The 12,691-nt window shown below is 44.2% G+C and carries 14 protein-coding genes, 1 rRNA gene and 1 pseudogene; 14 read left to right on the top strand and 2 right to left on the bottom strand.

Annotated elements, in window-relative coordinates; translation table 11 throughout:
• The first annotated feature begins 11 nt into the window (after positions 1-11).
• The 10 genes and pseudogenes from rpsK (at position 12) to AB4111_RS30300 (ending at position 8,555) form a co-directional block, all read left to right on the top strand.
• On the top strand, positions 12-407 hold the full coding sequence (gene rpsK / locus AB4111_RS30255; RefSeq protein ID WP_017692100.1) for a 30S ribosomal protein S11: 396 nt from the start codon (positions 12-14) through the stop codon (positions 405-407).
• Between the two features lie 136 nt (positions 408-543).
• Positions 544-1,488, top strand: a complete 945-nt coding sequence (locus AB4111_RS30260; protein WP_017692101.1) for a DNA-directed RNA polymerase subunit alpha — start codon at positions 544-546, stop codon at positions 1,486-1,488.
• A 34-nt stretch (positions 1,489-1,522) separates the two neighbouring features.
• On the top strand, positions 1,523-1,888 hold the full coding sequence (gene rplQ / locus AB4111_RS30265; RefSeq protein WP_442034972.1) for a 50S ribosomal protein L17: 366 nt from the start codon (positions 1,523-1,525) through the stop codon (positions 1,886-1,888).
• 159 nt (positions 1,889-2,047) lie between these two features.
• The gene (gene truA / locus AB4111_RS30270) at positions 2,048-2,821 is read left to right on the top strand and encodes a tRNA pseudouridine(38-40) synthase TruA (RefSeq protein WP_442034974.1); all 774 of its coding nucleotides are present in this window, start codon (positions 2,048-2,050) and stop codon (positions 2,819-2,821) included.
• A 205-nt stretch (positions 2,822-3,026) separates the two neighbouring features.
• Entirely contained in the window at positions 3,027-3,464 is a 438-nt protein-coding gene (gene rplM, locus AB4111_RS30275) for a 50S ribosomal protein L13 (RefSeq protein WP_024633564.1), read from the top strand.
• A gap of 19 nt (positions 3,465-3,483) precedes the next feature.
• A complete protein-coding gene (rpsI, locus tag AB4111_RS30280; protein ID WP_017692105.1) occupies positions 3,484-3,876 on the top strand; it encodes a 30S ribosomal protein S9 in 393 nt (130 codons plus the stop codon).
• 789 nt (positions 3,877-4,665) lie between these two features.
• Positions 4,666-5,358, top strand: a complete 693-nt coding sequence (locus tag AB4111_RS30285) for a phosphoadenylyl-sulfate reductase (protein WP_091039173.1) — start codon at positions 4,666-4,668, stop codon at positions 5,356-5,358.
• A 23-nt stretch (positions 5,359-5,381) separates the two neighbouring features.
• Positions 5,382-6,551, top strand: a pseudogene (gene sat / locus AB4111_RS30290) (sulfate adenylyltransferase).
• Between the two features lie 68 nt (positions 6,552-6,619).
• Positions 6,620-7,375, top strand: coding sequence for an N-acetylmuramoyl-L-alanine amidase CwlD (gene cwlD, locus AB4111_RS30295; RefSeq protein ID WP_442034977.1), 756 nt, complete (start codon positions 6,620-6,622; stop codon positions 7,373-7,375).
• 79 nt (positions 7,376-7,454) lie between these two features.
• Positions 7,455-8,555, top strand: a complete 1,101-nt coding sequence (locus tag AB4111_RS30300; RefSeq protein WP_442034979.1) for a P-loop NTPase — start codon at positions 7,455-7,457, stop codon at positions 8,553-8,555.
• Positions 8,556-8,642: 87 nt separating this feature from the next.
• Here the strand turns inward: AB4111_RS30300 and gerD are convergent, their stop codons facing one another.
• On the bottom strand, positions 8,643-9,395 hold the full coding sequence (gene gerD, locus AB4111_RS30305) for a spore germination lipoprotein GerD (RefSeq protein ID WP_442034981.1): 753 nt from the start codon (positions 9,393-9,395) through the stop codon (positions 8,643-8,645).
• A 125-nt stretch (positions 9,396-9,520) separates the two neighbouring features.
• Between gerD and AB4111_RS30310 the strand changes: the two genes are divergently transcribed.
• Complete coding sequence (locus tag AB4111_RS30310) at positions 9,521-10,153, top strand: KinB-signaling pathway activation protein (RefSeq protein ID WP_442034983.1); 633 nt, start codon at positions 9,521-9,523, stop codon at positions 10,151-10,153.
• Positions 10,154-10,251: 98 nt separating this feature from the next.
• Here AB4111_RS30310 and pdaB read toward each other — a convergent pair whose 3' ends face one another.
• Positions 10,252-11,028 carry a polysaccharide deacetylase family sporulation protein PdaB gene (pdaB, locus tag AB4111_RS30315; RefSeq protein WP_036607219.1) on the bottom strand — a complete coding sequence of 259 codons (777 nt, stop codon included), beginning with the start codon at positions 11,026-11,028 and terminating at the stop codon, positions 10,252-10,254.
• A gap of 122 nt (positions 11,029-11,150) precedes the next feature.
• On the opposite strand from pdaB, the gene AB4111_RS30320 reads away from it, so the two are divergent.
• From AB4111_RS30320 to AB4111_RS30330, 3 genes are all read left to right on the top strand, one after another.
• Positions 11,151-11,768: a stage II sporulation protein M gene (locus tag AB4111_RS30320; RefSeq protein ID WP_253441145.1), complete on the top strand. Its 618-nt coding sequence runs from the start codon at positions 11,151-11,153 to the stop codon at positions 11,766-11,768.
• A gap of 153 nt (positions 11,769-11,921) precedes the next feature.
• Complete coding sequence (locus AB4111_RS30325; RefSeq protein ID WP_017692114.1) at positions 11,922-12,152, top strand: hypothetical protein; 231 nt, start codon at positions 11,922-11,924, stop codon at positions 12,150-12,152.
• 479 nt (positions 12,153-12,631) lie between these two features.
• Positions 12,632-12,691, top strand: a 16S ribosomal RNA gene (locus tag AB4111_RS30330); the annotation flags it as partial.

Here is a 12,691-nt window from a genome sequence, read left to right on the forward strand (position 1 = left end):
GATAAGAGAAAATGGCTAAACCGAAAAAAGTCGTACGTACTAAACGTCGTGACCGTAAGAATATTGAATCTGGCGTGGCGCATATCCGTTCCACTTTCAATAACACTATCGTTACTATTACGGATCCTCACGGAAATGCAATTTCGTGGGCAAGCTCAGGCGGCCTCGGATTCAGAGGTTCCCGTAAATCGACTCCGTTTGCTGCACAAATGGCTGCTGAGACTGCTGCCAAAGCTGCAATGGAACATGGGATGAAAGCCGTTGAGGTTATGGTTAAAGGACCTGGCGCAGGCCGTGAAGCAGCGATCCGCTCTTTGCAAGCTGCTGGTCTTGAAGTTAACCTGATCAAAGACGTAACTCCAGTCCCGCATAACGGATGCCGTCCTCCAAAACGTCGTCGTGTCTAATGAGATTTGCCCCTGCGTGTGGTATATTTCCGGCACAATCTGCTAATAATGGTTGTTTAGGCATACTACTACATGTTTTCGCAAGAGAAGGTAAATGTTTCATAGAGGACCGACGTTTTGAAGGAGGGGTATTGCAGTGATTGAAATCGAAAAGCCGAAAATTGAGACGGTAGACGTCAACGATGATGGCACCTATGGGAAATTCGTAGTAGAACCGCTTGAGCGCGGATACGGTACGACGCTTGGAAACTCGCTTCGCCGAATCTTGCTCTCGTCACTGCCGGGTGCGGCAGTGTCTTCGGTTCAAATCGATGGCGTTCTGCATGAATTTGCTACAGTTCCTGGCGTAATGGAAGATGTTACGGAGGTTATTCTTAACCTGAAAGCTTTGTCGCTTAAGATTCATTCGGATGAGGAGAAAGTGCTCGAGATTGATGCTGAAGGCGAAGGAGCAATTACGGCTGGAGATATCCGTGCTGACTCCGATGTGGAAATCCTTAACCCGGATTTGCACATTGCTACGCTCGGACCAGGTTCGAGACTTCACATGCGTATTTTTGCCAATCGCGGTCGCGGCTACGTCCAGGCAGATCGGAATAAACGCGATGACCAGCCGATCGGCGTCATCCCAGTCGATTCCATCTTCACCCCGATCAGTCGCGTTAACTACGCTGTGGAAAATACGCGTGTCGGTCAAGTGACCAACTATGACAAGCTCACGTTGGAAGTTTGGACTGATGGAAGTATTCGTCCTGAAGAGGCTGTAAGCCTTGGCGCTAAAATTTTGACTGAGCATTTGATGCTCTTCGTGGGTCTTACAGACGAAGCGAAAGATGCAGAGATCATGGTCGAAAAAGAAGAAGACAAAAAAGAAAAAGTACTCGAAATGACGATCGAAGAGCTGGATCTCTCTGTTCGTTCCTACAACTGCCTCAAACGTGCCGGTATTAATACCGTGCAAGAGCTGACTACGAAAACGGAAGAAGACATGATGAAAGTCCGTAACCTCGGACGCAAGTCTTTGGAAGAAGTTCAAGAGAAGCTTGAGGAACTTGGTTTGGGACTCCGTACAGAAGAATAGACAGCCGAGTGCTTGAAGTGAAGGAGGGAAAACAATGGCATACCAAAAGTTGGGCCGTAATTCCAGCGCACGTAAAGCTTTGTTCCGTGACCTGGTAACCGACCTGTTCTTATACGAACGCATTCAGACAACTGAAGCGAAAGCAAAAGAGGTTCGCTCTATTGCTGAAAAACTGATCACTAAAGCGAAAAAGGGAGATCTTCATGCCCGTCGCCAAGTGGCAGCTTATGTTCGCCGCGAATCTATCGATGGTGAGCAAGATGCAATCCAAAAACTGTTTAGCGAATTGTCCGGTCGTTACGCTGAGCGTCCAGGTGGATACACTCGTATCCTGAAACTGGGACCTCGTCGTGGTGACGCAGCGCCAATGGTTTACTTGGAACTGGTAGACCGCGCGTAAAACAGATGAGATGAGGAAAGGGGACAGAATCAACGATTCTGGATTAACCCTTTTTTTCTCTTCATTTCGGAATTCGTGCTGTAATAGAAGCTCCGTAAGGGGCTTCTTTTGCTGTTCGGGATAGGGATATGTATAGTATGGAACAAAGGTGTGGTATTAATGCGGAACTTATGTATGACGTTAACTTATGATGGCACTGCCTATTACGGCTTTCAAGTACAGCCGGGTGGGAATACCATTCAGGATCATCTTGAAGATGCGATTCGTGCTTTAACCGGTGAGAAGGTTAAAATTACAGGTTCAGGCCGAACAGATGCAGGTGTTCACGCTCGCAGACAGATCTTCAATTTTCCTACGGAATCCCAGATCCCGATTGAACGTTGGTGTATTGCGCTCAACTCCAGATTACCCTCCGATATTGTCGTTATTGATGCGATTGAAGTTTCGGCTGATTTTCATTCTCGCTATGCAGCGAAAAAGAAAACATATCGATATACAGTCAATGCGAATCAATTTCCGGATGTATTCAACAGAAGACTGCAGTATCATCATCATGCGAAGCTTGATATTATGGCAATGCAGGAGGGCTTACGGCATTTCATAGGGACGTATGATTTTACCTCTTTTGCTTCACGCAAGTCTCAGAAAGAGAATCATGTCCGTTCGGTATACGAAGCATGGATTGAAGTGGACCGATCAATGTGCAGAGACCATCCGCGTGATCAGGGTGTCATTCACATATATGTGAGTGGTAACGGCTTTTTGCAGCATATGGTTCGTATCATTGTAGGCACACTGCTGGAGATCGGAGAGGGCAAACGGAAAGCCTCTGAGGTACCGAATATGATTGCTGCATGTAATCGATCTGCTGCAGGACCTACTGCAGTTAGCTGCGGTTTAATGCTCTGGGATCTTGAATATACAAAAGATTAAATTTGGTGAGTGAAAAGCTTAATTAACACTTGCGATTTAATCGCCTATCATGTAATATAAAAGTTGTGTTTTCTTAATGGCTTTCCCACAGCCCCAATTAAGAGGTTCACATCAAATTTACAATCCATCAACACCTAAAGTTATAACTTAACGAACGAAGATAAATGAAAATGATGATTTTGAACATTTTAAGGAGGAACTTTTCATGCGTACTACGTACATGGCGAAGCCTAACGAAGTTGAGCGCCAATGGCACATCATTGATGCTGAAGGCAAAACCCTCGGACGTTTGGCGAGCGAAGCAGCTGCTTTGATTCGCGGCAAACACAAGCCACAATTCACTCCACATGTGGACACTGGCGATTTCGTTGTTATCATCAATGCTGAGAAAATCGTATTGACTGGTAAGAAAATGCAAGGTAAAAAATACTACCGTCACTCAATGCACCCAGGTGGTTTGAAAGTAACTACAGCTGAAGAGATGGTTAAAAACAAACCTGAGCGTATGTTGGAATTGGCTGTTCGCGGTATGCTTCCTAAAACTCGCATGGGCGAGAAAATGAAGTTGAGACTTAAAGCGTACAGAGGCACTGAGCATCCACATGCAGCACAAAAACCAGAAGTTTACGAACTTCGCGGTTAATTAAAAGGAGGACAGTTTCATGGCACAAGTACAATACTATGGGACAGGTCGTCGTAAACATTCGGTAGCACGTGTTCGCCTTGTACCGGGTGAAGGACGCATTGTCATCAATAAACGTGATATTAATGAATACTTCGGTTTGGAAACACTCAAACTGATCGTAAAACAACCACTGAACTTGACAGAAACGCTCAACAACTATGACGTTCTTGTTATTGCTCATGGTGGCGGAATTTCCGGTCAAGCCGGCGCAATCCGCCATGGTATCTCCCGCGCTCTGCTCAAAGCAGATCCGGAATACCGTGCATCCCTGAAAAAAGCAGGATTCCTGACTCGTGACCCACGTATGAAAGAGCGTAAAAAATACGGTCTTAAAGCGGCTCGTCGCGCACCTCAGTTCTCCAAACGTTAATATTAAAAGCCTTTGGCCTCGGCCAAAGGCTTTTTTATATATTCATGAAGATTCCGCCTATATATATCCGCTTGTACGATAACTCTTATATCTCTCCGCATGTTTTTACATTGTCGCTTCATATGTGTTAAGTAGCTATGCTCTATGCATGTTAAGTATCCACATTAATGTTCCTCAATAAAGTTTTTCATATGTGTGTTAATACTTCTTAATGAACCTGTTTAGATCGTACATCTGCTCTTTCCCATCGTTTCCCACACGTTCTATAACAACTCCTTATAAAATTATCCATCAGCGCTCACACAAAATTTCTTGAATGTATTCGGTTTACTGTTTTGTACTGATTTCTTTACTGTAAGTCTCATCAGTAATTCTTATGGAAACGATAAAAGTCCCTTACATATCATTTGTTATATGTTGTCACTCTGATCCCATTATAACTTCTTCTTCGCTTTTGTTATTTTTAATCGATGAGTGATTTTTTGATGCTTTTCGTGGCGATATAAACTCTCCAAACCCAGCAGCAGCAAAGCTTTCCGAGGCTAAGATATGTATTTTAACTTGCCCAATGACTTGGACCAACATCATTGTTTTTATCTCATGAAGAGAGATATGGATAAATTAAACCAAATTATTGTGTAAGAGCAATGATCAACGAAGGGCAGAAACTGATTTATTTTACCATATGGAAGGCATTGACATACACAATGAAAGATTTATACTAAACATAATTCATATTAGATTAGTCGGCTTTAGGTTTCATTGAAATGCAGAATGGGGGAAACACAGATGAACTTGTTGGAGAAAGAAGAATTGGCACGGACGAAGGCTGAGGAACTGGAGCATGCTAGTCCAGAGGATATTATTCGGTATGCTATTGAAACATTTCCTAATATCACTTTTGCATGTAGCTTTGGTGCGGAAGATGTTGTACTTGTAGATATGTTGCAGAAGATCAGCCCATCGACAGATATTTTTTATTTGGATACTGATTTCCACTTCAAAGAAACATACGAAACACGTGATAAGATGCAAGAGAACTACAACCTTGAATTTGTACGCGTGTCACCTAAGATTACTCCGGAAGAACAGGCAGCTCAACACGGTGAAGAGTTGTGGAAGTCTGATCCAAATGCGTGCTGTAACATTCGCAAAGTCGAACCGTTAACACGAATTCTTTCTCAGTATGATGCATGGATTACAGGTATTCGTAGAGATCAAGCACCAACTCGTGCAAACTCCAAGAAGGTTGAATATGATTCTAAATTTGGCCTGATGAAGTTTAATCCGATTGCGCATTGGACGACAGAGGATGTATGGCAATATATTCGTGATAATAACGTTGTGTATAATCCTCTTCATGATCAGAACTACCCGAGTATTGGCTGTGAGCATTGCACACGTCAGGTTATGCCTGGTGAGGACCCTCGTGCTGGACGCTGGTCTGGTAATGATAAAACGGAATGTGGCCTTCATAAATAATAGATACACAAGGAACTGACAAGATGACATCGATTCTGTCACATGGAGGTACGCTGGTTCAGCGTATTGTACAAGGAAAAGAACGAGAGCAATTGTTGCAAGACAGTAGAAACTTATCCTGTTTGCTTATTAATACCTGGACGATATATGATTTGGATCTGATTGGTGTTGGTGCGTTCTCACCACTTCAAGGTTTCTTAAATGAGGAAGATTACCTTTCGGTTGTGTCTCGCATGCTTCTCGCTGATGGAACGGTCTGGAGTATACCAATTACACTTGCTGTTGACGATAAACAAGCCGCACCCCTCCAGATTGGTGAACTTGTGAAACTTGTTGGTGATCAATATGGAGTAGCGTATGGACTGCTCGAAGTCTAAAGTATATACCAGGTGGATCAGGGTGAAGAAGCCCAGCGTGTATTCAAAACAGATGATCTTGAGCATCCGGGGGTTAAAAAACTGTTGGAGAGCCCTGCAACATACGTAGGAGGTCCAATTCAAGTTCTGAACCGTCCAAAACCTTCGAAATTCGAGGAGTTCTATTATGATCCTGCAGATACCCGGAAGATTTTTCAGGAGAAGGGTTGGAAGACGGTAGTCGGTTTTCAGATGCGCAATCCGGTCCATCGGGCTCATGAGTACATCCAAAAGAGCGCTATGGAGATTGTAGATGCACTCTTCCTGAATCCGCTCGTTGGAGAGACGAAGTCGGACGATGTTCCTGCAGATGTTCGGATGAAGAGTTATCTGGTATTACTGGAGAACTATTACCCGGCTGATCGTGCGTTCCTTGATGTGTTCCCCGCAGCCATGCGGTATGTCGGCCCGCGAGAAGCTATTTTCCATGCGATGGTCCGCAAAAATTACGGGTGTACCCACTTTATTGTTGGTCGTGACCATGCGGGTGTTGGCGACTATTATGGAACTTATGAAGCACAGGAAATCTTTACTAACTTTACAACAGATGAACTGGGGATCACACCGCTGTTCTTCGAACACAGTTTCTTCTGTACCAAATGTGGAAACATGGCATCCAGCAAAACTTGCCCACATGATAAAGAACACCATATGGCGCTTTCCGGCACCAAAGTACGCGGGTTGCTCCGTGACGGTCAGTGCCCTCCTCCTGAATTTACACGTTCTGAGGTAGCTGAGGTGCTGATTGCAGGAATGGCGGAGCAAGTCCGCTCCTAGCGGTATAATTGTCCATCTTGTCCCATATAGATGATTAGAGTCATTTATAGGGACGAGGTGGTTTTTTTATGCGTAAAAATATGGGGAAACACTTTGTAGTCTGGATCAGGTTAAAAACAATCAAAAGGGTCATGCTGAGCCTCTGTCTGTTGGCCATGTTAGTGGCGGTCATGTCCTATGAGCTGCCTTCCGCAAAGACGTCAGGTTATTGGAGTTTGCCGATGGCAGGTAAAGTCATTGCTATTGATGCAGGACATGGAGGTCCAGATGGAGGAGCGGTAAGTAAACAGGGAGTTATTGAAAAAGATATCAACCTGTCTATCGCCTTGTATGTGAGAGATTATTTGCAACAGGCAGGGGCCTTGGTGGTTATGACACGAGAGATAGACACGGATTTGGCAGAAGCGGACACCAGGGGGTACTCCAAACGCAAGACGGAAGATCTGAAACAAAGAGTACGGCGGATAGAGGATAAGCAAGCAGATCTCTTTATAAGCATTCACATGAACAGTGTCCCATCCAACCGATGGAGTGGAGCGCAGGTTTTCTATACACCTAACCATCCGGATAACGAAGGTTTGGCTAATCTGCTTCAACAAGAAATGGTTCGTAATCTGGAGAATACAGATCGAATCGCCAAAACGGTAAATACAGTTTATCTGTTGCAGGCTCTGAAGATCCCTTCAGCACTGGTAGAAGTGGGCTTCCTTTCTCATCCAGAAGAGGCACGTATGCTTGCCGATGAAGCTTATCAACGCAAGGTAGCTGCATCGATCTATAATGGGATTCTCAGATATTCCTCAGGAGAACGACCTAAAAGTTAGTCAGAATAAGAAAGGTAATGATATAATTGGATCAGCATACCTAATTACATGCCAATAGATAAAGCTGAGGTGCTGTCTGATGTTATCAAAAGAACAGATACTTGAACTATTACAGCCATTACAAGAACCACAATTGGGAGTAAGTCTGACCGAACTGGAATGGGTTCGAGATATTATGGTGAAAGAAAATCATGTGGCTCTGACCATAGTGACACTGGAAAATCGATCTGAGGATTCAACAGCCTTGAGTGATGCAGCGCGTAATCTGTTGTCCCAGCACGGACTGAAGGATGTACATATTCGTGTGCGTGCAGCTTCTGAGCATGATCGTGAGAGTCTGAATATGGGACAACCCAATGAAGAGCCGGATCGGGACGAAGTGCTCGTAAAAGGTCACGCAGCGGGCCTAGATGGACATGAGCTGTTAAGTCCTGAATCAGGTGTTCGTTTTATTGCAGTGGCCAGTGGTAAAGGTGGCGTTGGTAAATCAACGGTGACCGTTAATCTCGCTGCTGCCTTGGCTCGTCAAGGCAAGAAAGTGGGCTTAATTGATGCGGATATCTACGGCTTCAGTGTACCCGACATGATGGGGATTGAAGAATATCCGGTCGTTGAAGATGGCGTTATACAAACGGTTGAACGTTTTGGAGTCAAAGTCATGTCCATGGGCTTCTTTATTCGGGAGAACAATCCAGTGATCTGGCGAGGACCCATGCTCGGTCGGATGCTGCGTCAATTCTTTACTGATGTCCAGTGGGGCGAATTGGATTATATGTTACTGGATTTGCCACCAGGTACGGGAGATGTCGCTTTGGATGTGCATCAATTGTTGCCACAGAGCAAGGAAATTATTGTTACTACGCCACATGCAACAGCAGCTTTTGTCGCAGCACGTGCGGGTGCGATGGCCATTCAGACCGATCATGAGTTACTTGGTGTGATTGAGAACATGGCTTACTATGAATGTGGCAGTTGCGGCGAGAAGGATTATGTCTTTGGTCGTGGAGGCGGGGGAAGACTTGCGGAAAGTCTGCATACAAGCTTGCTTGCCCAAATTCCATTAGGCACGCCGGATAACCATCCTTCTGAGCCTGATTTCTCACCTTCTGTTTACAAAGCAGATTCTCGTATAGGGGCGATCTATGATGAAGTTGCCCGGTCCATTGAATCCAAATTCTAATGGTATGAGTGTATAAATACAAGTAAAGCCTGCGTCCACTTGGATGCAGGCTTTTCAGTATCTGAGGTGTGTATTAACACCTACTGTTTATGATCCTCCGCTGCCCGAATCTCCACTGCTTCCACCATCTCCGCCATCACTACCACCTTGGCCCTGACCGTCTTGCTGTCCGTCTTTCCCTTGCCCTTGTTGTCCGCCGCTTTCTACTTTGGGTTGCAATTCGTCCTGCACAACCTTCTTGAGCAAAGTGAGTACTTCCATGCGGAACAACGGGTTTTGCATCACTTCCTGCATGACAGTCATCGTCTGTTTACGATAATCCGGAGTCTTCGTCATATCCATGAACATCTTGGATACTTCAGGTGACTTCATGATGGATTCAACAGACTTTTGATAGGTGGGATCTTTAATCAATTGCATATGAAGTTGTTTACTTTGTGCGTTGATCACTTTGGCAAATTCACCAGCAAACTGCGGATCGGTCATGATCTTTTCGAATTCCTTCTTATATTCGGGAGCTGTGATGGTATCTTTTACTGCAATACGTATTTGTTCCGAAGATTGCACAGGCATTAACATTTTCATACCAATGGATCCCGAAGCACCACCCGAACCGCCACCTTCTTCCGAACCGCTGCTTCCGTTGGATGAGCTCTGACCTGTAAGAGCTTCCTCCACCGCTTTCTTGCCTTCGTCACTTTTCAAAATATCTACAACCATTGTTTTCATCTCTTTATAACTGCCCTGAGGAGGCGAAGAACTCTGATCTGAACCGCAGCCGGCAAGCATGACGGATAGCCCCAGTACGACACAGCATAGCTGCCACAAAGGCCGTTTCATGTGTACAATCCCTCCTTGATTAGATACTGGATGTAGTATGTGATGGGAAAGGGTGAAATATGTTGAGCAATGATGGTTTTTTGCTGAGAAGGTTGGTAAAATAAACACTCGGGGGTGGAAAACATTTGAATTTACGTAAATGGTTTTTCCTGTTTTGGACAGCCTTGCTTATTGGGGCCGCGGGAGCATTAGGTACAGGATTGATTATGATGCTGGTGAACGGGGAGAAAACAAATGGATTAAATGATTTTCTTCTTTATCTTTTGATCCTATTTGGATCAGGGGTTATGATCAGCGTGTATTCACAAATGGGTTTCTTTGCATATCTGATATTGAATTACATGGGTAAAGGTGTATTTCCTAAGCGTAGTTGGCAGATCGTGCAGATTGTACTAACGGTTCTAGCGCTGCTTGACGTGATGTTTTTACGTCTGTTTGTTGGTGGAGACCGGGAGCGTATGTCGGATATTGTGTTGGGTATCATTATTTTGGCAGCTGCAATTGTTACCGCTTACGTTAAAGTAAAGCTGACTCATCTCTCCGCGCTTGTACCTACACTCTTTTTCATGATTGCCGTCACCATAGTGGAGACGATTGGCGTACTGCGTATTGATGTGAATGCCGCAACCATATTTATTGTGGTTCCCTTGCTCTTATGTAATGCATACCAAATGCTGATATTGCACAGGCTTGTGGATGTATCAACGAAGCGCAGCGTAAGTCGAAAGGCAGAACAGCTGAAAGAAAGTCGAGCATAAATTTCGTTTAGTATAAAACATACCAAAAAGAGCTAACCTGGTTAGCTCTTTTCAACTTTTATGCTCGTAATGAGGCTTTAGATCCAGCAATTTGCCAATTATTGACCACTGGCTTGATCACGAACTTCCTTACCTTCCACACTGGAATGGTTAAGCAATTCAGATACGGTTACGAATTCATAGCCCTGATTTTTTAATTTGTCGATAATGACAGGAAGTGCCTCATGAGTTTGTTTAGACGAATCGCTTGCATGCAGCAGTACGATGTCCCCTGGATGTGCTTTGCTTACTACGCGATCAACAATGGTCTGTACTCCGGGGTTTTTCCAATCCAAAGAGTCGGTATCCCACTGAACAACCTGATAATTCAGACTATTGGCTACCTGAAGCACACGCTTGTCAAAGTCCCCGTTGGGCAGACGCAGTAATTTCGGTTCTTTTCCCGTTAAATCGGTTAAAATGCTATGAGCTGTCGAAATTTCTTTGCGAATTTCTTCCTCGGTCAGGCTGCTGTAGTTCTCATGTCTGTGACCATGGCTGCCAATTTCATATCCTGCCTCTTTGATGGCAGTAACAATTTCGGGGTGTGTCTTACTCCAGGGGGAGGAAAGGAAAAAGGTTGCCTTCTGCACTTTATTCTCCTGAAGAACTTTCAGAATCGGCTCTGTCCGTTTATCTCCCCAGCTAATGTCAAAGGTAAGTGCAATTACCTTCTTCTCGGTTGGAACGCTGTAGACGGCTGATGGTGCTTCCTCCGAGAATACGGAGACATTGCCTCTCTCCAGATAAATAATACCGATCGCAAAGATGGCAGCAACGAGGACAATCAGGTACCGTTTAATCTTTTTGCCGCTAAATACATAGAACGAGTTCATTTCAATAAGCGCCCCTCTCCCATAAGAAATGCTTGTTTACTCTCCAATGTATGCTCGTACTCCCCAGTTATTCGTAACGGCGCCTTGTTTGTCCATCATTTTAGATTCTACAGGAGGTTATTATGTTAAAATTCAGTACATTTCTTAGAGATCTTGGTTCCATCCGCAGTGCATTAATCTGGTCCGTAGTATTGTTTGCTGTTGGAATAGGGGCAGGATGGGTGAGTACAGGGCCACTGGAAGAACTGTTGTTGAATCAAATCGGAGGATTACGGGAAGTCAGTGAACGGCTGGAGCAGGGGGGCAATGTGCAATGGAACTTCTTCCTGTTTATCTTTTTCAATAATGCCATCAAAAGTGTGCTTGTCATCTATGCCGGTATATTTTTCGGTATTCTGCCTGTCATTTTCCTGTTGATCAATGGGATGGTCCTTGGATTTGTAGTGCACACCACCATGAATTATGGCGCAAGTTTCTATGATATTGTGGTTAAAGGCTTGCTTCCGCATGGCATTATTGAGATTCCGGTCATTATTATTGCTTGCGCATTCGGACTGAAGTTTGGTGGTCTGGTTATTAAAAGTCTTGTACAACTTGGAAGTGATAAACGAAACACGTTGGGTACCCGGTGGAAAGCATTCATGAATAGGACGTTAACGGCATCCTTCTGGGTTGTCATCTTGCTTCTTGTTGCAGCAATCATCGAAAGCACACTTACGTATACTCTGGTGAGAGGATAAAATTTTGTCATGTTGGCATTCATAAATTTTCAGAAAGTTGACCATAACAATAAAACGGGTTCCAGCAGCACTCACAAAAAGCGATTGCACGGGGTGCTGCATGGAACTTGTGTAAGTGTGATAAAGAGGCTATGCACAAAAAGGAGAACTCTAATGCTGGGTATGTTGTTTAACGAGAAGGAATGCAAGGAACTAGACTATGTGCTGCGTAAAGAATTAGATGAGATGCTTTTCGATCTAAGTGATAATCGTCTTGACCAAGAGATCAAATATGCTATCGCGAGCCGATATAAGACTGTGTTCCGCATGTATGCACGCTTTGCCCCGCCTAAAGAGTTGTCCAAGTATGCAAGAGGTGGGAAGCTGAAAAAGTCGAAGCCTTAATGCTGAAGCTGGTCATATATTCGATTTACAGTAGTGGAAGTGAGGTGCGGCTCTTAAATAGTGGGTGCTGTACCTCTGAACCATGAAAATGTGAAATTATTGAGGGGTTCATACTTTTTGTCGAAAAAGGGTTGACCTTTCTAAATTCATATGGTAAATTAATTTTCGTTCCATTTTTAGGAGCGGTTCATCAAAACAAGCATGAAAATGAAGCGATTGAAAATAATCGAAAAATAATGCTTGCAAAGAGAACTTCAACATGATATATTATAAAAGTCGCCGCTGAAACGACGACAACATGAAAAACAGCACTAAATTGAATGTTTGATCTTTGAAAACTGAACAACGAGTGAGTAAACATTCTGCTTGCAGAATGAACGCGAAAGTTCGAAACAAGCCTTGGCTTGAATCGACTGGAGCACAATTGAGATTTTTAATCTCGTCAGATTCAAAATGAGCTTATCGCTCTTTTCAATACTTTATTGGAGAGTTTGATCCTGGCTCAGGACGAACGCTGGCGGCATGCCTAATACATGCAA

The sequence above is a fragment of the Paenibacillus sp. 2KB_22 genome (assembly GCF_052115745.1).
In the GTDB taxonomy this organism is placed as follows: domain Bacteria; phylum Bacillota; class Bacilli; order Paenibacillales; family Paenibacillaceae; genus Paenibacillus.